This is a genomic window from Pseudomonas sp. P116 (assembly GCF_020149425.1).
In the GTDB taxonomy this organism is placed as follows: Bacteria; Pseudomonadota; Gammaproteobacteria; order Pseudomonadales; family Pseudomonadaceae; genus Aquipseudomonas; species Aquipseudomonas anatoliensis.
On sequence record NZ_JACVHB010000002.1, the window covers coordinates 815,609 to 833,998 of the forward strand.

At 55.6% G+C, this 18,390-nt stretch carries 17 protein-coding genes and 1 pseudogene; 11 read left to right on the plus strand and 7 right to left on the minus strand.

Annotated features, from left to right (window positions below; genetic code table 11):
- Positions 1–86: 86 nt before the first annotated feature.
- Positions 87–1,655 (minus strand): sensor domain-containing diguanylate cyclase, encoded by a 1,569-nt coding sequence (locus tag ICA15_RS10010; protein ID WP_210553149.1) that lies wholly within the window; start codon positions 1,653–1,655, stop codon positions 87–89.
- A 589-nt stretch (positions 1,656–2,244) separates the two neighbouring features.
- The gene (locus ICA15_RS10015) at positions 2,245–2,910 is read right to left on the minus strand and encodes a ribonuclease T2 (protein ID WP_150604453.1); all 666 of its coding nucleotides are present in this window, start codon (positions 2,908–2,910) and stop codon (positions 2,245–2,247) included.
- Positions 2,911–3,074: 164 nt separating this feature from the next.
- Here ICA15_RS10015 and ICA15_RS10020 point away from each other — a divergent pair, with 164 nt between their 5' ends.
- The 5 genes from ICA15_RS10020 to pseH all read left to right on the plus strand — a co-directional run bounded on the left by ICA15_RS10020 (position 3,075) and on the right by pseH (position 6,072).
- The gene (locus ICA15_RS10020) at positions 3,075–3,557 is read left to right on the plus strand and encodes a hypothetical protein (RefSeq protein ID WP_150617599.1); all 483 of its coding nucleotides are present in this window, start codon (positions 3,075–3,077) and stop codon (positions 3,555–3,557) included.
- 76 nt (positions 3,558–3,633) lie between these two features.
- Complete coding sequence (locus ICA15_RS10025; protein WP_210553150.1) at positions 3,634–4,419, plus strand: transporter substrate-binding domain-containing protein; 786 nt, start codon at positions 3,634–3,636, stop codon at positions 4,417–4,419.
- 90 nt (positions 4,420–4,509) lie between these two features.
- Positions 4,510–4,944 carry a YeeE/YedE family protein gene (locus tag ICA15_RS10030; protein ID WP_210553151.1) on the plus strand — a complete coding sequence of 145 codons (435 nt, stop codon included), beginning with the start codon at positions 4,510–4,512 and terminating at the stop codon, positions 4,942–4,944.
- A 2-nt stretch (positions 4,945–4,946) separates the two neighbouring features.
- The gene (locus tag ICA15_RS10035) at positions 4,947–5,366 is read left to right on the plus strand and encodes a DUF6691 family protein (RefSeq protein ID WP_042560113.1); all 420 of its coding nucleotides are present in this window, start codon (positions 4,947–4,949) and stop codon (positions 5,364–5,366) included.
- 154 nt (positions 5,367–5,520) lie between these two features.
- Complete coding sequence (gene pseH, locus ICA15_RS10040) at positions 5,521–6,072, plus strand: UDP-4-amino-4,6-dideoxy-N-acetyl-beta-L-altrosamine N-acetyltransferase (protein ID WP_210553152.1); 552 nt, start codon at positions 5,521–5,523, stop codon at positions 6,070–6,072.
- Between the two features lie 6 nt (positions 6,073–6,078).
- Here the strand turns inward: pseH and ICA15_RS10045 are convergent, their stop codons facing one another.
- From ICA15_RS10045 to ICA15_RS10055, 4 genes and pseudogenes are all read right to left on the minus strand, one after another.
- Positions 6,079–6,858 (minus strand): EAL domain-containing protein, encoded by a 780-nt coding sequence (locus ICA15_RS10045; RefSeq protein WP_042560115.1) that lies wholly within the window; start codon positions 6,856–6,858, stop codon positions 6,079–6,081.
- Positions 6,859–6,995: 137 nt separating this feature from the next.
- Entirely contained in the window at positions 6,996–7,868 is an 873-nt protein-coding gene (locus ICA15_RS28595) for a methyl-accepting chemotaxis protein (protein WP_395602944.1), read from the minus strand.
- Positions 7,854–8,930 (minus strand): annotated as a pseudogene (locus ICA15_RS28600) (methyl-accepting chemotaxis protein); the annotation flags it as partial. The gene ICA15_RS28595 and the pseudogene ICA15_RS28600, both read right to left, overlap by 15 nt.
- A 455-nt stretch (positions 8,931–9,385) precedes the next feature.
- Complete coding sequence (locus ICA15_RS10055) at positions 9,386–9,748, minus strand: DUF6124 family protein (protein WP_047300644.1); 363 nt, start codon at positions 9,746–9,748, stop codon at positions 9,386–9,388.
- Positions 9,749–10,291: 543 nt separating this feature from the next.
- On the opposite strand from ICA15_RS10055, the gene ICA15_RS10060 reads away from it, so the two are divergent.
- From ICA15_RS10060 to ICA15_RS10070, 3 genes are all read left to right on the plus strand, one after another.
- The gene (locus ICA15_RS10060; RefSeq protein WP_224450869.1) at positions 10,292–10,675 is read left to right on the plus strand and encodes a hypothetical protein; all 384 of its coding nucleotides are present in this window, start codon (positions 10,292–10,294) and stop codon (positions 10,673–10,675) included.
- Positions 10,676–10,835: 160 nt separating this feature from the next.
- Complete coding sequence (dusA, locus tag ICA15_RS10065; RefSeq protein ID WP_210553154.1) at positions 10,836–11,822, plus strand: tRNA dihydrouridine(20/20a) synthase DusA; 987 nt, start codon at positions 10,836–10,838, stop codon at positions 11,820–11,822.
- Positions 11,823–11,849: 27 nt separating this feature from the next.
- Positions 11,850–12,278 carry a DUF2388 domain-containing protein gene (locus tag ICA15_RS10070; RefSeq protein ID WP_224450870.1) on the plus strand — a complete coding sequence of 143 codons (429 nt, stop codon included), beginning with the start codon at positions 11,850–11,852 and terminating at the stop codon, positions 12,276–12,278.
- On the opposite strand, the gene ICA15_RS10075 is transcribed toward ICA15_RS10070, so the two are convergent.
- Entirely contained in the window at positions 12,279–13,112 is an 834-nt protein-coding gene (locus ICA15_RS10075; RefSeq protein WP_210553155.1) for an undecaprenyl-diphosphate phosphatase, read from the minus strand.
- Between the two features lie 569 nt (positions 13,113–13,681).
- On the opposite strand from ICA15_RS10075, the gene ICA15_RS10080 reads away from it, so the two are divergent.
- The 3 genes from ICA15_RS10080 to ICA15_RS10090 all read left to right on the plus strand — a co-directional run bounded on the left by ICA15_RS10080 (position 13,682) and on the right by ICA15_RS10090 (position 17,135).
- Positions 13,682–14,422 (plus strand): winged helix-turn-helix domain-containing protein, encoded by a 741-nt coding sequence (locus ICA15_RS10080; protein ID WP_150617589.1) that lies wholly within the window; start codon positions 13,682–13,684, stop codon positions 14,420–14,422.
- 272 nt (positions 14,423–14,694) lie between these two features.
- A complete protein-coding gene (locus tag ICA15_RS10085) occupies positions 14,695–15,354 on the plus strand; it encodes a transcriptional regulator (RefSeq protein WP_150604522.1) in 660 nt (219 codons plus the stop codon).
- 386 nt (positions 15,355–15,740) lie between these two features.
- Positions 15,741–17,135 carry an undecaprenyl-phosphate glucose phosphotransferase gene (locus ICA15_RS10090; RefSeq protein WP_210553156.1) on the plus strand — a complete coding sequence of 465 codons (1,395 nt, stop codon included), beginning with the start codon at positions 15,741–15,743 and terminating at the stop codon, positions 17,133–17,135.
- The last annotated feature ends 1,255 nt before the right edge of the window (positions 17,136–18,390 follow it).

An 18,390-nucleotide genomic window follows, 5' to 3' on the forward strand; every position in this document is an offset into this window, starting at 1 on the left:
CGTCACTACAGTCAGCATCTTCTCAAGCTGACAGACCGCTATCGCTGGCAAGCCAGCTCCCACAGCTTTTTGAGGTGGTCTTTGGTTCAGCGGTCGTAGCGCATCAGCTCACCTATGCCGTCATCCGTCGACAGCACCGCCGCCCGATTGCGTCCGGCATTTTTGGCCTGATACAACGCCGCATCCGCGCGCTGGATAAACACTTCAATGCTGTCATTGCCGCTGGGGATAAACGAGTAGCAGCCCAGACTGACCGTCAGATAACCGGTGGGCGAACCACTGTGGGTGATGCGCTTGTCGATCACACCGCGCCGAATCTGCCCGGCAATCGCCAATGCGCCATTGATGTCTGTGTCGGGCAATAAAACCGCGAACTCCTCGCCTCCGTAGCGCACGACCAGATCGGACTTGCGCTGGCAGCAGGTCTTCAGCGCCTGGGCCACTTGCGTCAGGCAATGATCCCCCGCCACGTGCCCATAAGCGTCGTTGTAACGCTTGAAGAAATCGATATCGAGCATGATCAGGCTGACCGGACTGGCCTGCCGCGCGCCACGGGCAAACTCAATCTCCAGAGATCGCTCGAACAGGCGCCGATTGGTCAGCCCGGTGAGGCTGTCGTGAGTGGCGATCTGTTCCAGCGCCCGTTGCGCCTTGCGCAGGTTTTTCTCGATCCGCTCGCCGTCGCGCACTTGATGGATAAACACCCAGCCGAACAAACCGACACCCAGGATCACCAGCGCTACAATCACGCTCGACTGAAACGCGCGGTCATACCAACCCTTGAGAATCGTGTCCCGCGAAGTCGCGGCCGACACCACCAGTGGATAAGCCGACAGCTGCCGGTAGCCGTACAAACGGGTGACACCATCGACCACCGATTTGAACATCGCCGTTCCGGCAGCGGCATTGGGCAACAGCGATTGATAAATTTCGCCTTTGGCCAGTGACGTGCCAATCAGAGATTCATCGTACGGCCGGCGGGCGAGCAAAGTGCCGTCAGTCAGGCCGATAAACATGATCCCGTTATCATCGAGGCTGAAGCTTTTAAAGAACTGCTCGAAGTACGACATTTTGATCCCGGCGAGCAACACACCCTGAAAGTTGCCGGCACGATCGTTGACGCGTTTGGAGATCGGGATGATCCATTCGCCGTTCTCGCGGCTGCGAATCGCCGGGCCGATGTGCGCTACCTCCGAGACGTTCTTCTGATGAAACTTGAAATATTCGCGGTCAGCCACGCCGTTGCCACGGGGCAGATCAGGGAATGAGGTAACGACCCACTGTCCGTGGTCGTCGAACAGAAACATACCGTGCAACTGCTCCAGCTGCTGCACGCGTCGGGAGAGCGTTTTCTGCAATCGCGGCCTTAGCGCCGTACCGTAACCGTCGTCCTGAATCCAGTCGACCAGACTGGTCAGCACCAGGTCCGCCGCCAGAAACGTATCCTCTGCCTGCTGCGCCATCGCCCGGGTCAGGTTGCTCGAGGCCATTTGCGCCACCGTCAGATCCTGGCGCCGCGACTGCTCAAGTTGCAGGTACAGCAAACCAAACAGGCACAAACTCACCGCAACGATAAACAGCACCGCCGCTTTGCGCAGCGGCAGACGCTTTAGCGTGCCGGGAGCCTGATGCGGATCGTGAATGGGGATTGGCAAAAGCATGTCCTGGGCAGGTACGACAGGGGCGTTAGCCCGAAACCCTTATGAATTGTGAGCGTAGCCCACCGGGGTGCAAGGGGCAAACGCCCCGCTCCCGCCCCGTTGTATCGGCGTAATGCGCGATTGGATGACAGCCGTGGGTCGAATTATTTTTGCGGCGACTATTGCAGGTAGGGTTGGTGGAGTTTTTGCGCGGGGTGTCGAGGATGGATATGGAGAGATTCGTCTGACAGACCGAAACCTCCTGTGGTGAGGGGATTTATCCCCGATGGGCCGCGAAGAGGCCCCCAGAAATGGGACTGCTGCGCAGTCCATCGGGGATAAATCCCCTCGCCACAGGTTCAGTGCTCAGTGCTTATTGCAGGTAGGGTTGGTGGAGTTTTTGCGCGGGGTGTCGGGGATGGATATGGAGAGATTCGTCTGAGTAAACCGAAACCTCCTGTGGTGAGGGGATTTATCCCCGATGGGCCGCGAAGAGGCCCCCTGAAATGGGACCGCTGCGCAGTCCATCGGGGATAAATCCCCTCGCCACAGGTTCAGTGCTCAGTGCTCAGTGCTCAGTGCTCAGTGCTCAAACCGGATCACATCACCGCGCCGGAGGCACCCGAATATCCCCCGCCCGGCACTGTGTTTTCACACCCTTGCCACACGCGCCAAACTGCAGATCCTTGCCCATGCACACGCGCACTTCCGACAACTCCGGACCACTGCAAATCACCGCGATGCCATCAGCCGGAATCCCCGGATTGGCCTTGCGGAACAAGTCGGAAATTTCCTGCGCCTCGAAGTAATACGACGTGCTGAACGGCTGCAACTCCTGGGGAATTTTCACCGTGCCAACCGCTTTATCCGCCGCATCCAGATACCCCATCGCACCGAGGCCGCTGCAAGTGCCGTGCTTGGACCATTCGTGATCGAGCAGTTTTTTGGTTGGGAACAGCGTCATGCCCTTGCTGCTTTCCGCGGCCGACAGTGTAGTCAGCGGCGGACAGGATTGCGGCCAGCCGCCCTTGGCGTATTGCGGCCACAAGCCGTGCAGGACAAAGCCATAACCCTTGCCGGAACACTGCACGTCGTCCTTGTGCGTCAAACAGAAGGTCGGCGACCAGGACAGCGTCAGCAGGTAATAATCGAACACCCCCGCTACCGACTCCGCTTGCGCCTTGCTCGACTGCGATTGGCGCGCCGAACTCAGGCCGATGCTACCGGCCGTCAGCGCAATCACTGCCAAAATTGTAAACAGCTTTTTCATGTACCCGCTCCTTGGGACGCCTGCGTCCGTGGTTTTCGATCCTGACCAGACTGGTCAGCGCAGATTTCGACACGCTTGTGTTGCAAGCGCATGACGCACGGCAACGTTGTACCCCGTTGAAAGGTCTACGATTAATAAGCAGACACCACAAACAGGGAACCGAAATGAGTAAAGCAGACGAACTCGCCGCGAAGCTCAAGCAAACCCGGCACAGCCACGCGGACGACATCACCTGCGCCGAACTGGAGATCGATTGCTGGCCCGCTCAGGTGTACGACCTGTACCACCGCATCGAAACCTGGCTGCAACCGGTGACCGAAGTCGGGCTGAAAATTCGGCGCAATCCTACGCACATCTGCGAAACCTCTCCGGATGGCGAATCCCACGATTACGCTATCGATCAGTTGGTGATCGAAGCAAATAATCAAAGCCTGACCTTTGATCCCATCGCACGATTTACCGAAGACGGCGCGGGCCGCGTGCAAATCACCCTGCCGGACAGAAACACCTACCTGCTGCGCACCGTCGATGAACATCACGAAAGCCATTGGTGGATGCAGACCGTTGAAACCGGGCAGGAACTGGATGCCATCGCGCTGACGGAAAACAATTTGTTGTCGGTGGTTCAGGAAGGATTGGGGCTGTAGGCGCACTCTGCCGATAGGGATCAGCGCCCAGAACGTGGTTAACTTCTGGCTCCGATCCCTTTGAAGCCCGACAGCCATGATAAAAACCAAAATCTTGCTCGGTACCTTACTGGCCCTGCCCCTGACCTTCAGCGCTCAGGCAGCGGAACAACCGTCGCACCTGGACACCATCCAGCAACAAGGCCAACTGCGCGTCTGCACCACCGGCGACTACAAGCCTTACACCTTCAAACGCACCGACGGCGATTTCGAGGGCATCGACATCACCATGGCACGCTCGCTGGCCGACAGCCTCGGGGTCAAGGTCGAGTGGGTGCAGACCACCTGGAAAACCCTGATGCCGGACATGCAGGCCGGCAAATGCGACATCGGCATGGGCGGCATCTCGGTGACGCTGGAGCGGCAGAAAAAGGCCTTTTTCAGCAACACCCTCGACGTCGACGGCAAGATCCCGCTGGTGCGCTGCGCCGATCAATCCAGGTACCAGACTGTCGAGCAGATCAACCAGCCCAACGTGCGCCTGGTTGAACCGGCCGGCGGCACCAACGAAGCCTTCGTCCACGCCTTCCTGCCAAAAGCGCAACTGGCCCTGCACGACAACGTGACCATCTTCCAGCAACTGCTCGACAACAAGGCCGACGTGATGATCACCGACGCCTCGGAAGCGCTGTATCAGCAGAAGTTGAAACCGGGGTTGTGCGCGGTCAATCCGCAGCAGTTCATGCAGTACGGGGAAAAGGCCTACCTGTTGCCGCGTGATGACATCAGCTGGAAGCTGTACGTTGATCAGTGGTTGCACTTGAGCAAAGTAACCGGCAAATATCAGAAGGTCATTGGCGAGTGGCTGGCGGTTCCGCAGTAAGCATGCGGGATTGGCACTAACTGTGGAGAGAGTGGATTAATCACCTCTCCATCTGCCCAAAATTCACACTTTCAGTACCCGAGGTGCCCCATGCATGTCGACTGGCTCAACTTCACTCCGTGGTCATCCCTTGCCGGTGGCGCACTGATTGGCCTGGCGGCCAGCCTGTTGGTTGTCGGCAATGGTCGAATCGCCGGAATAAGCGGCCTGATCGGCAGTCTGCTGCAACGCAGCCGTGAAGGAGCAAGTGAGAAAGCACTGTTTCTCCTAGGCCTGCTCGTCGCGCCAGTACTTTGGGGATTGTTCACCACGTTGCCGCGCATCGAATTCCAAAGTGGCTGGTTGGGGCTGATCATCGCCGGGCTGCTGGTCGGCATTGGCACACGATACGGTTCAGGTTGCACGAGTGGTCATGGGGTTTGCGGCATATCGCGCCTTTCACCGCGATCAATGGCTGCCACTGCTTGTTTCATGTTCAGTGGGTTCATGACGGTGTTTGTCCTGCGCCATCTGCTGGGAGCATGAACATGATCAAGCTGAACGCTTTCATTGCCGGCCTTCTCTTCGGCCTGGGTCTGCTTCTGGCGGGCATGGCCAACCCGGAAAAAGTACTGGCATTTCTGGATTTGGCCGGTGCTTGGGATCCCTCTCTGGCATTGGTCATGGTGGGGGCAATTGCTGTCGCCATCGGCCCCTTGACCTGGGCCCGTCGGCAATCCCGATCCCTGCTGGGAAACCCCATGCAGTTACCCGTCAAACGTGAACTCGACCGACGATTGATTGGCGGCAGTCTGCTGTTCGGCGTTGGCTGGGGAGTTGCCGGTATCTGCCCCGGACCGGCAGTGACCATCCTGCTGACAGGCCATTGGCAAGTGATCGTGTTCGTCCTGGCGATGTTGGCGGGCATGTTGCTGTTTAGCGTACTGGAAGCCCGACGCAACGCCTGACTCTCGATCAATCGCATAGCCAGTTGTCGTGCAACATGCCGAAGCTGTACTGATTGAGACTGCTGCCGATACTGCACCGCATGCGGCGACATGCAACTTCCCTGATCAACAGCGCCGGTTCAGAATCGCTCACCCGCCAGACAAGGACATCCCCATGCAATTCCTCCCCCTCACCGACGTCAGCCCCGCCCTCCAGGCCCACGTCCGCACCCTGCGCAACCAGGAATACGTGCGCAAATTCATGTACACCTCCCATGAAATTACCGAACAGGAACATGCCAACTGGCTGGCCTCTTTGCAGGGCAATTCACGGCAGCAAGTGTTTGTGGTGATCAAGGATGAACAGGCGGTCGGGGTTGTTTCGCTGAATGCGATTAACCAACTTCACAAAACCGCTGATTGGGCTTTCTATCTGGACATCGGGTTGCAGGGTAAGGGCTTGGGTAGCGTGGTCGAGTTCTGGATGCTTGATTACGCATTTGATGTGGCGGGGTTGGAGAAGCTGAATTGCGAAGTACTGGCGATGAATTCGGCGGTGGTGAAGATGCATCAGAAGTTTGGGTTTGAGATTGAAGGTGTGAGGCGGCAGAACGTGGTCAAGGATGGGGTTCGGATTGACGTCGTTCTGTTGGGGATTACCAAGGAAGAATGGCTCAGCAAACGTCCGGCACTGGCCCCCGTAATCGAGCGGCTCAGTGCGAGCTGAGAGAGGTCATCTCTTCAGCCACGCACCCGTGGGTATCTGCGCCAGCGATTTGAAAGCAGGTTTGGCGAACCAATAACCCTGCATCAGATAAATGCCGCAATCGGCGAGAAAGTCTCTTTCCTGGGCATCTTCTATGCCCTCGGCGATTACCTCCACGCCCAACTCTCTGCACATGTTCACGACGTTACGCACGATGGTCTGGCGTACACGGTCAAGGTGAATATCGCGGACCAGCGCCATATCCAGCTTGATCAAATCCGGCTGAAAATCTGCCAACAGGTTAAGACCGGAATAGCCTGCGCCAAAGTCATCGATCGCTGTCTTGAAACCAAACTCGCGGTACTCACGCAAGATATTCGTCAGGTGGCTGTTCTTTTCAACGTACTCGCCCTCAACCGCTTCGAAGATCAAGCGATCCAGCGGAAACCCGTGAGCGCGCGCTGCTTCAAGTGTGCTGCGAATGCACAGTTCCGGACGGTAAACGGCATTCGGCAAAAAGTTGATCGACAGGTACTCGGTCATCCCTAGCTGAGCCGCCGTGGAAATCGCCCGAACTCGACACAGTTGATCGAATCGATAACGGTTTTGATCGTCCACCTGCTCCAGGACCGACAAGGCGCCCTCACCATTCACGCCGCGAACCAAGGCTTCATGGGCAAAAGTCGTTTGATCGCGCAGATCCACAATGGGCTGGAACGCGAAGGCGAAATTCATATCCGGCGCGCCTTTGTTTTTACAGCCCTGGCAGCCTCCGGGCGAGGCGGATGATTTTGAAAAGTCGGTCATGACACCCTCTGATAACGGGTTGTAACCCTCCATGGTGATAAATAAACAGCTGCTCGGGTTATGTGCCAACCAGCCATAACTGCAGCCCAACGGCGCCTGAATATTGTGAAGGTGCCGTGGGCTCATCGCTCACCGAATCAGGTGCGGAAATGCGCGGTCATTCGCTGCAGGTCCTGCCCCAGCGACGCCAGCTCAATTGTCGCGGCCGCACTCTCTTCGCTGGCAACCGCCGACTGGTCGGCCACATCACGCACGCTGACGATGCTGCGATTGATCTCGTCGGCCACTGCACTTTGCTGCTCGGCCGCGGCCGAGATCTGCAAGCTCATTTCCTGGATCGTGCCGATGGACTGATTGATCTCGGTAATCGCCAACTCGGCTTTCTGCGCCAACTCCACCGTATCGAGAGTGCGCTCGCGGCTGGAAGCCATCAGCGCAGAAGCCGCTTGCGTGCCCTGTTGCAGGGTGACGATCAGCGCTTCGATTTCCTTGGTCGAGTCCTGTGTCCGCTGGGCCAACGAACGCACTTCGTCTGCCACCACGGCGAAACCACGACCCTGCTCCCCCGCTCGCGCCGCTTCGATAGCGGCGTTCAACGCGAGCAGATTGGTCTGCTCCGCAACGGCTTTGATCACATCGATCACTTTGCCGATCTGCTCACTGTCCTGAGACAGCACGTTCATCGCACCGCCCAACTCTTCAATGGCCACCGCGAGCTCACTGATCTGCGCCGTCGCCTGCTTCACCACCGTACTGCCGTGACGCGCCTGTTGATCGGCCAAGGTCGCGGCAGCGGACGCATCGGTCGTGTTACGCGCAACTTCCTGCACGGTCGAGGCCATTTCATGCATCGCCGTGGCGACTTGATCCACTTCACTTTTCTGCTGACGCACACCCGCGCTGGTCTGCTCGCTCATGGCCGAGAGTTTTTCCGCAGAAGTGGAAATATGCGTCACACCATTGCCGATACCTTGAACCAGCGTGTTCAGGTTCTGCGCCATGTCCTGCATCGCATTTTGCAGATCGCCCAACTCATCTTTACGGTTTGATTTGGCCTGTACCGTCAGATCGCCTTTGGCAATACGCCGAGCCAGATCAACCGTCAGCGCCAGCGGCGAAGTGATCTGCCGCGAGATGACCACCGAAGCAAACAGTCCGATCACCAGCGCCAACACGGTCAATACAGCCATCTGGATAAAGGCTGAGCGCTGATCTTCACGCGCCAGGCGCTGCTGGGTGTCCATCAGGCCAGTCATGATCTTGTCCATCGCCTTGCTTTCCTGGTCGACCTGCTCGCGCATGTTCTGCTTCTGCTCAAACAGCCCGGCCACTTCCATCAATACTTCGCGATAACGACGGATGCCCGCGTGCGCTTCTTCCAGTTGACTCGACAGGGTCGCCGGCAGGCTGGAACGCGCTTTGGTGATATCGCTCAGGAACGTGTCGATGGTGTCCATCAGCACTTTTTTGTTCGCGTCGTTGGGCACCGCAATGTAACGGCGCAACATCAGGCGAAACGTGGTCATGCCGTAGCGCAAATCGGCCACCGTGCGCAGCTCCCGCACGCGTTCGCCATCGGCGGACGCCAAGGCACCGCTCGTAGTGCTTTCAAGCATGTCGCCAAAGGTCTGCGCGTACTTGTCCGACAGCGCACCCAACGGTTTCAGGGCATCCGTCGTCGACTTATCGGCATCGATCAGGCGCTTTACCTTCTGGTCATAGGTAACAATCGTGGCTTGCAACGCCTTCAAGGCTTGCTGGTTTTCAGCACGCGTCAACGTTTCCAGCGCCTTGCTCACAAGGCCCTGCAAAACATTCAGCTGCGCGTGATAAGAGTCGGCGAAAGCGGCGTCAGCGGCGGCTTCGTACTGTTTCTCGGACAGACGCATATCTTGCGTAGCGTCATTCAACGTGCCAATCAGACGCGTCGTACTCAAGCGATCAACCAGCACGCTGTTGCTGTTATAGCCAATGAAGGCAACCGCCAAAACGGCCAGCAACAGAATGCCAAAACCGGTTCCCAGCTTGCGGGAAACTTTGATGTCACCCAGGAAATTCGATGCTACTGCCATATTCAGCCTCAAACGCCCTGACGCGAAACGCCGGGCACAAAAAATAGATCTTTGGCAACCGCGGTCACCGTCCAGACATTCGGGGGGTCGTCATCCAAGGCGTAATACGGGACGCTCCAGCTGTCCCGGAAATGCAAAATGCGATGCTGTTGATGCGTCAAAGAGAAACCCGACGCGAGCATCGGCAGACAAACCCGTGACGTCGCAAACAGAGCGTCTGCACGCAAGATTTATCGATTCAGCAAAGTATCTGGAAGGGATGCTATAAACTTTAGGAAAACTTGTACAACTTTTTATTTTTGTACAGGAAGTGAACTTTTAGCCCGGCATGATGACGCATTGCCATCACGAATTGTGGCACATCGCTACTGGCGCAAAAAGACGCCGAAAATGCCAATTCAGAACCCCGCCCCTCTGCAGCAACGGCGTGCCGCATGCCACAGAGGGACACTGGTTTACGGCTTGATTTCAACCTTATCCAACGCCTGATTCACCGCCAACTCCGCCAACATCACCACCTGCGCAATGCCTAGCGCAGATTTGCGGCGCGAGTTATCCAGCGTCGCGGCAAAGTTGTTGAGCATCTCGGAGGCAGAACCCAGGGTTTCGCAGGCATTGGCCAACAGGGATTCCATGTCGTACTTCGGATTGGCGAGGTACATGCGTTCGGGCTCGTCGGTGCTGGCCATGATTTGGCTGGCGGGAAGGAGATAGTGATCGAGCGCGCGCTCGGCGGCTTCGTGGAGTTTTTTGGAATTGGGGGATTCGTAGGGGGATGCGGGATCGGTTTCTGGTGGGTTGGGTGTTGGTTTGAACATAGATGGAACTCCAGCACTTATAAAATGGGAGCCATCCACTCTCGCTACCAAACGAGGGGTGGTGGCCATACACAGGTTGGTAGACCGGAGCACTGGAACCGGCGCTTCCGAAGAAGCCCTGAGCATGGCCACCATAAATCCAGCCGCAAAAATGCAACTGCATGAGGTGACGCAATGCGTCAGTGCTGCGGGTCTACCAAACCCGATCACTGTTTTTCAGTGACCGTCAGACGATAGAACCCGCGAGCTAGACGTACAAGCCGGCGGATTCTGTCTTACGTGTAGGGGGTGGCGCAAGGTGGTGTAGGGCTCGGGTTGTGCCAGCGTGATTCATTTAAACAAGAGCAAGCATTGCTGTTTAAATTGACGAAAAATGACGCGTGCATTGTCGCCCGTCACTGACCAAAGCAAGTCTGATACAGTCGCCAGCGGTTAATTCGATGACAGGAAGTCAAACATGGCAAAGCCAGCCACGCGTATCACATTGAAACCCCGGCCCCTCATGTACGACCAGAATTCAAAGTCGTTGACGACGTTTTCGCGATGAAAACGATCAACGCTAATTTCAATCGCACAATGACTGCAAAAGATCGATATGACATCTACTGGGCATTGTCCGATGCGTTCGTCGACAATGAGGTGGACTACAAATCTATCGCCCGACAGACCGAAGATTACGACCCGCTAGAAATAAAACGAATGCTCTACGAGGAAGTCGCACCTGTCTGCCACACGAATCTTGAGACAGTGATTCCAACCATCTGGTCTGCATTTAACCGAGGGCAATTAAACTCTGACATAGCGCAAATGTTGGAAGCCCGAGCAAGTAGTCGCTTTCGACGTCAGATAGACAAACTGTTAATCCGCTGGCTTGAGTTCCGATACAAATACATTTGGAGAGAGATCTCCGCGCACTATCGAAAATGAGTAGTTTCAGGCACGATCTGGTGCAAATCACGATACTCAGCCGACCAGCGTCGGCGTGTCATCACCAAGCAATGCCACATCGATCAAAGTGCGTAAGGCTCTGCCGACCCCATTCCTGATAAACTCCCTCACCTTCGCCCCTCTGATCCAGATTCCCCCAATGCCTCTAAAACCCGCCCCACTCTCCCGCCGCTTCTCCGTCGCCCCGATGATGGATTGGACCGACCGCCATTGCCGTTTCTTCCTACGCCTCCTGTCGAAGAACGCCCTGCTCTACACCGAGATGGTCACCACCGGTGCGCTGCTCAATGGCGATCACGAACGCTTCCTCCGTCACAACGAAGCCGAACACCCGTTGGCCTTGCAGCTAGGCGGTAGCGTGCCACTCGATCTGGCCGCTTGCGCCCGCATGGCGCAGGAGCACGGTTACGACGAGGTGAATCTCAACGTCGGTTGCCCAAGCGATCGCGTGCAGAACAACATGATCGGCGCGTGCCTGATGGGTCACCCTCAATTGGTGGCGGATTGTGTGAAGGCGATGCGTGATGCGGTGTCGATTCCGGTGACGGTTAAGCATCGGATCGGGATTAATGGGCGGGACAGTTACGAGGAGCTGTGTGATTTCGTCGGGACGGTGCGGGATGCCGGGTGTACCAGTTTTACGGTGCATGCGCGGATTGCGATTCTGGAGGGGTTGTCGCCGAAGGAGAATCGCGACATTCCGCCGTTGCGCTATGACGTGGCGGCGCGGTTGAAGGCGGATTTTCCGGAGTTGGAGTTTGTGTTGAACGGCGGGATCAAGACGATGGAGGCCTGCCATGAGCATTTGCAGACGTTCGACGGTGTGATGTTGGGGCGTGAGGCTTATCACAATCCGTATCTGCTGGCGGAGGTGGATCAGCAGTTGTTCGGCAGTTCGGCGCCGGTGATCAGCCGCGCGGAAGCGCTGGCGCAGTTGCGACCTTATATAGCCGAGCATTTGCTGGCCGGTGGGTCGATGCATCACATCACGCGGCATGTGTTGGGCCTGGGCACCGGGTTTCCGGGGGCGCGCAAGTTTCGGCAGTTGTTGTCGGTGGATATCCACAAGGCCAAGGATCCGTTGGCGTTGCTGGATCAGGCCGCGGAGTTGTTGGCGGGTCGTTGATCGACGCGTTGAATGTGCGGGCAACGAATGAGCGTTGCTCGCGGTTTTGTTGTACCGACAGGATGTCTTTTGTTTATGCCCGCGTTTAGCCGTGTTTTATTCAAGCGATTCACCCTCCTCGCTTTACTCCTTACCGTCCCTGCCACCGCCTGCGCCAGTTGCGATTTTTTGAAAGGGTGCGGTGATGGGGAAGATGGCCCTTTTGAATCAACCCAAATGTCTGGCTTTCTGGTTTTCACGACGACGATGATCACGGTCGATGGGATGTCGGACATGTCCGGTCTGAAAAAACGTGTTTATTCGGTAGAGGAAATCGAAGCGTCGCGCTATTACCTCGCCAGCGACGGCATGCTGCAAGCCGCGTATTTCACCTCGGCACTGCAGCGTTTTCGTCAGGAATCCCCCGACAGCGAGTTAAACGACCTCGCCGTCGCCGCGCTGATCAGCAGCCAGTAATCAGCTCGCCGCAGCCGCCGTCCAGTTCACCCAGCCAAACATCCACGTGGCCAGAATCAACAAGCCAAACGCGATTCGATACCAGGCGAACGCGGCATAGCTGTGATTGGCGATGAACTTGAGCAAGCCGCGCACGGCGATCATGGCGAAGATGAATGCGGTGACGAAGCCCAAGGCGAAGACCGGCAGGTCGCTTTGCTGGAACAGGTCGCGGTATTTGTAGCCTGAGTACACCGCGGCACCGACCATGGTCGGCATGGCCAGGAAAAAGGAGAACTCTGTGGCTGCTTTGCGCGACAAACCGAACAACAGGCCACCGATGATGGTAGATCCGGAACGCGATGTGCCGGGAATCATCGCCAGGCACTGTACGAAACCTACCTTAAGCGCGTCAGACCAGCGCATGTCATCGACATGCTCGACGCGAATCACGTGGCTGCGCTGTTCGGCCCACAACATCACGATACCGCCGACAACCAAAGCGACGGCGACTGTGATCGGGTTAAACAGGTAGTGATGAATGGCGTCAGCGAAGAGCACACCCAGAACCACGGCCGGCAGAAAGGCGATCAACAGGTTGAGGGTGAAACGCTGAGCGTTGCGCTCGGTCGGCAGGCCTTTGACGATTTCGAAGATCTTCGGCCGGAATTCCCAGACGACGGCAAGAATGGCACCCAATTGAATAATGATGTTGAACGCCATGGCGCGTTCGCCACCGAACTCCAATAAGTCGGCAACGATAATCTGGTGACCAGTACTAGAGATCGGCAAGAACTCGGTGAGGCCTTCTACTGCACCCAAAATCAACACCTGGAAAAAGGTCCAGAAATCCATTAATCCTCCGTCAGAGCGCTCTTGGTGAGCGACTGGTCGATAACACTCAGGGATTGAGTATCTGAAATAATACAAAGATCAAAAGATCGCAGCCTTCGGCAGCGCCTACATTTGGAAAGCATTCACCTGTAGGAGCTGCCGAAGGCTGCGATCTTTTGCTCTTGTTAGCCAAGGAGATTACGTCTTATCAAAAGACACACTCAAGCCATGTTAATAAACGTCCGTGTACGAACTAATGTGAAATTATTTAGGCACTTAGTAGGAAAAATTTCATTGCGTCAATAAAATGTGATCTACCTCACATTATCGGCGGGTGGCCATACAGTGGCCAATGGACATAAACAAAGATGTCGCCATGAGTTCAAAATAGTGGCACAATTTCATATTGCCACCACTAACTCACTAGTTCACGATCCCGAGAAAATCAACTAAAAGCTTGAAAAGCTTATTTATTGTTAGAAAACTCGGGAGCCACGTCTAAAAACGGCGTAAATGTTACCAATTGTCAGTCACAGATGAGAACCGGTGCTTTAACATCCCGATGTCAGCACCTAATTTCGAGTCAATGCATGATGCTCTCAGGGAACTTGGCGACTAGAAGTCCGCGCCCGACAATCGACGTACCAGGTGTACTCACTCTGGGTCGAACCCGTGGCGTGGCGGAACATTTTAGTGCGCTACTCACAAAGCTTGTGCGAACCGATATGGCGCTTGAAGCCAACTCGTACACTGATGCCTATATGCAGAATGAAGATTCTGCCTTGTATCGAGCAATCTTCATTGTCATCGACAGCCCACAGGCACTCGAAGACAATCTTGCGCTGGTCGAAAACCTGCGCAACGACAACTTGAAACCGCTCATTTGTGCAGTAATCACAGGTCGCGGCGCTTTCAACAAGATCAAGTACTTCCTTGCCGGTGCCGACTTCTGTATCAAACTCAATACCCTCTCCGATGACGGCGCCGAGTCGCTGGGAGAGTTCTTCAGCAGTGAAGAATGGCAAAGAGACATCAATCTGACTCTTGATCCGACTCGGATCTGTCTGCTGAGCACTAACAAAAGGCTGGACATCTCGTTTGCCGAGATGAAAATCCTTGAAGCGTTTGCGCAAAGCAATAATCACATTCTCAGCCATGATGAAATCGCCAACATCATGGGGCTCAATCCCAATTTCTACGATCCTCGTGCGCTGGAGAAGTCCATCAGTCGCTTGCGTGGAAAAATCAAGGACGTGTATGGTACAAACGCGATTCAGAGCATCCGCGGCTATGGCTATCGCCTGATGCGGGGCCTGATATCGACTGCCTGAGTCTCGGGCAACCATCCCTTTTGCATACTCACGAAGGATCGTCTGATGCAACGATATATCTCTGGTTTCACTTCACGCCAACCTATAAAAAAGCGATCGAATGAGCGCAACAATATAACAATAAACCCAACAACATAGCAGCAGAACGAGTGGAACTTATCGAGGGCCAATTTCGGGCCCAGACCCTGCCTGTCGATTACTTCCAAGGAAGTCATTGCTCGCCTGCCGATTTACCTTTTAACCAATTTTGGTGCGCAGTTAAGGAGAGAGACATGGAAACTAGTACAACCCTCCCCAGAAAATATTTTGTTGTCGTGACCAACAGTACAGCGTCGCAACGTGAACTCGAGAACATCCTGTCCAGCGAGCGCTTCAATTCACTGGGCACGTCTCAGGCACAAATGTTTATTGAAGGTGCTACTTCGCCCTCTTCCGCTCCCATGTTGATGGAGTTCACTTACCCAAGCGGCACCCGAAAGCACGTTGCCCGCACGATTGAACATGACACCCAGCGTATATTGGCGACACTCGAATCCGAGTGGCGGGCAGCACAATCAAGCAATCCCTTTCGCAGCGCCCCGGCCATAACTGGCGAATCCGGCAAACTGTCTGCTGGTGTAGAAGGCGTCACGCCGTGTACCGAAACCTGGCATCTGGATAATGATCAAGGCGCATTGGTCAAAAACGATGTCGAGATCAGTCTTACCGGGCTGGAAACTGCACTGGTTAGAAAAATGCTCAATCACGAAGAGCGGGTTGTCAGTCGAGATGACTTGATCCTGAGCATCGGCCGAGAGCCGGAGCAGTATCGCGGACTGGAAATGTGCCTGAGTCGTCTGCAAGACAAATTCAAAAGCGCCAGCCAAGGTGAGCGACTGTTCCGTGCCGTAAGAAATCGCGGTTATTGCCTCATCCAGGACATCGTCGCGTAAACACAGGCGATATCTGCGAACACACAAACAGATAACAGTGCGATTACAAAAACAACAAGAGCACTCTGTTTGGTTCCATCTCCCTGATTAAAAAATCCCTGCCTCCACCGTCTAACAGTAACAAATACAACAACCACTATTCACCCCCTCCTCTGCGACCTTTTCTAACAACCGACTATTTAATTATTAAAAAGTTGGCATTGTGCCATCTTGTTAGAACTCGTCAGACACCATTCCCGACAATAAATTAGTCTATTGACTGACGACAGTTCGGCCTATCGACGTTGTTACTTTCAGAACACTCAATAGAACAAAAACAATAAATCTGACTAACAACTCGGCTTTCAACTGTTGAAACCTGAATGGACGTCTTTTGGGGATATCGTATGGATCTTTCTCTTAGTATCAATCGAAGCACGGGCCTCAAGGGACTTACCTTCTGGGGACAATGGGCGCTGGCGCAGGGCTTTATCGTAGCCCTGCTGTTTGTATTGGCGGAACAGCACACGGGAACCGTCGCGTTCTACTACCGGATGTGTGCAACGCTGGCGGTACTGGCATCAGTGCCGGCTTACACGTTCAGTGGCGTTTATCGTAAACGGGATAATTATCTGACGGGGCTGGGACGCTTGTTCATGGGCTGGTCCATGACCATGGCGGCGTTGGCTTTCATCGCGTTTTTGTGCAAGGCCGATGAGTTGTTTTCCCGACAGGTGATCCTCAGTTGGGCGGTGTACGGCTTCCTTGGCCAGGCATTGTTGTACGCGCCGTTACATGCGTTTTCGAAGTTCTACCAGCGTTCGCGTAAAAGCGAGCACAAGACCCTGATCGTCGGCACAGGTGAGCTGGCGCTGGGGCTGGCGAAGAAGCTGAGCCAAATTGAAAACCTGCCGCTGGTAGGGTTGATCAGTAACGGCGTGGTGCCTTCGCTTACGTCGGATGCACCTCGCGTGGTCGGCGCCCAGGAAGATCTGCTGGCGTTGATCGAAGCCCACGATATCCGCCGTTTGTACATCACCCTGCCGCTGTCGGAAGCGGCGAAAATCGAAGCCATGTATGTCGACTTGCTCGGCGCCAACGTGGATGTGGTCTGGGTGCCGGATCTGAACAGCCTGACGCTGCTCAATCATTCGGTGAAAGTCGTGGACGGCCTGCCGGCGATCTACCTGAACGAGAGCCCGCTGACCAGCCGCCCGACCGCTGCACTGAGCAAAAGCCTGATGGAGAAAAGCGTCGCGCTGCTGGCAATCATCATGTTGAGTCCGGTGCTGGCGATCATTGCCTTGGCCGTGAAGATCAACTCGCCGGGTCCGGTGTTCTTCAAGCAGGATCGCCACGGCTGGAATGGCAAGGTGATCAAGGTCTGGAAGTTCCGCTCAATGAGCGTGCACGATGACAAAGAGGTCAAACAGGCCAGCCGCAACGACTCGCGCATCACCGCTGTCGGACGCTTCATCCGCCGCACTTCGCTGGATGAATTGCCGCAATTGTTCAACGTGCTGCAAGGGCACATGGCGCTGGTCGGCCCACGTCCACATGCGGTTGCGCACAACAATTTCTACTCGGGAAAAATCCTCGCTTACATGGCGCGTCATCGGATTAAGCCAGGCATTACCGGCCTCGCCCAAATCAGCGGCTGCCGGGGTGAGACCGATACCATCGACAAGATGCAGCGACGCGTCGAGATTGACCTGCAGTACATCAACAGCTGGTCGCTGTGGCTGGACCTGAAGATCCTGGTGAAGACACCATTTACGTTGTTGTCGAAGGATATTTACTGAAGGTTGGCGTTACGCAATGCATGACCGCAGGGGGACGAAAGTCCCCTTTTTTGTGCCTGGGATTTTGGGGGCAGCCAACATTGCCGTTGAATGTGCCGCCGCCATCGCTGGCAAGCCAGCTCCCACAAAATCTCGGTGTGCCTGAGGTTTCGTGGTCGGGCACAGAACCCATGTAGGAGTGAGCCTGCTCGCGATGGCGGTGGGTCAGGCGACTGATGTCGGCTGATCTGACGCTATCGCGAGCAGGCTCACTCCTACAGGGGAAATAGGGTGGGAAGGGATTTGGTGGGGGACATATGACCCTGTAGGAGCTGTCGAGTAAAACGAGGTTGCGATCTTTTGATCGTAAAGATCAGGATCAAAAGATCGCAGCGTTCCGCAGCTCCTACAGGGGATTTGTGGTGGATCCGAGTTGGGGGCTGCGGCGAATGACCCTGTGGGGATGGCTTGCCAGCGATTGCGGTAGGTCAGTCAACATCAGTGCTGAATGTGCCGCCGCCATCGCTGGCAAGCCAGCCCCCACAAAATCTCGGTGTGCCTGAGGTTTCGTGGTCGGGCACAGAACCCATGTAGGAGTGAGCCTGCTCGCGATAGCGGTGGGTCAGGCGACTGATATCGGCTGGTCTGACGCTATTGCGAGCAGGCTCACTCCTACAGGGGAAATATGGCGGGACGGGATTTGGTGGGTGACATATGACCCCGTAGGAGCTGTCGAGTGAAACGAGGCTGCGATCTTTTGATCGTAAAGATCAGGATCAAAAGATCGCAGCGTTCCGCAGCTCCTACAGGGGATTTGTGGTGGATCCGAATTTGGGGCTGCGGCGAATGACCCTGTGGGGATGGCTTGCCAGCGATTGCGGTAGGTCAGTCAACATCAGTGCTGAATGTGCCGCCGCCATCGCTGGCAAGCCAGCTCCCACAAAATCTCGGCCTGCCTGAGGTTTCGTGGTCGGGCACAGAACCCATGTAGGAGTGAGCCTGCTCGCGATAGCGGTGGGTCAGGCGACTGATATCGGCTGGTCTGACGCTATCGCGAGCAGGCTCACTCCTACAGGGGAAATAGGGTGGACGGGATTTGGTGGGTGACATATGACCCCGTAGGAGCTGTCGAGTAAAACGAGGCTGCGATCTTTTGATCGTAAAGATCAGGATCAAAAGATCGCAGCGTTCCGCAGCTCCTACAGGGGATTTGTGGTGGATCCGAATCTGGGGCTGCGGCGAATGACCCTGTGGGGATGGCTTGCCAGCGATTGCG

Coding starts and splice junctions, on each gene's coding strand:
- ICA15_RS10055 (WP_047300644.1), bottom strand. CDS start 9,748: ATGTTCAAACCAACACCCAACCCACCAGAAACCGATCCCGCATCCCCC.
- ICA15_RS10020 (WP_150617599.1), top strand. CDS start 3,075: ATGAGTAAAGCAGACGAACTCGCCGCGAAGCTCAAGCAAACCCGGCAC.
- ICA15_RS28595 (WP_395602944.1), bottom strand. CDS start 7,868: ATGCAGGACATGGCGCAGAACCTGAACACGCTGGTTCAAGGTATCGGC.
- ICA15_RS10045 (WP_042560115.1), bottom strand. CDS start 6,858: ATGACCGACTTTTCAAAATCATCCGCCTCGCCCGGAGGCTGCCAGGGC.
- ICA15_RS10035 (WP_042560113.1), top strand. CDS start 4,947: ATGATCAAGCTGAACGCTTTCATTGCCGGCCTTCTCTTCGGCCTGGGT.
- ICA15_RS10090 (WP_210553156.1), top strand. CDS start 15,741: ATGGATCTTTCTCTTAGTATCAATCGAAGCACGGGCCTCAAGGGACTT.
- ICA15_RS10075 (WP_210553155.1), bottom strand. CDS start 13,112: ATGGATTTCTGGACCTTTTTCCAGGTGTTGATTTTGGGTGCAGTAGAA.
- ICA15_RS10060 (WP_224450869.1), top strand. CDS start 10,292: ATGAAAACGATCAACGCTAATTTCAATCGCACAATGACTGCAAAAGAT.
- ICA15_RS10070 (WP_224450870.1), top strand. CDS start 11,850: ATGAGCGTTGCTCGCGGTTTTGTTGTACCGACAGGATGTCTTTTGTTT.
- ICA15_RS10080 (WP_150617589.1), top strand. CDS start 13,682: ATGATGCTCTCAGGGAACTTGGCGACTAGAAGTCCGCGCCCGACAATC.
- pseH (WP_210553152.1), top strand. CDS start 5,521: ATGCAATTCCTCCCCCTCACCGACGTCAGCCCCGCCCTCCAGGCCCAC.
- ICA15_RS10085 (WP_150604522.1), top strand. CDS start 14,695: ATGGAAACTAGTACAACCCTCCCCAGAAAATATTTTGTTGTCGTGACC.
- ICA15_RS10030 (WP_210553151.1), top strand. CDS start 4,510: ATGCATGTCGACTGGCTCAACTTCACTCCGTGGTCATCCCTTGCCGGT.
- ICA15_RS10025 (WP_210553150.1), top strand. CDS start 3,634: ATGATAAAAACCAAAATCTTGCTCGGTACCTTACTGGCCCTGCCCCTG.
- dusA (WP_210553154.1), top strand. CDS start 10,836: ATGCCTCTAAAACCCGCCCCACTCTCCCGCCGCTTCTCCGTCGCCCCG.
- ICA15_RS10015 (WP_150604453.1), bottom strand. CDS start 2,910: ATGAAAAAGCTGTTTACAATTTTGGCAGTGATTGCGCTGACGGCCGGT.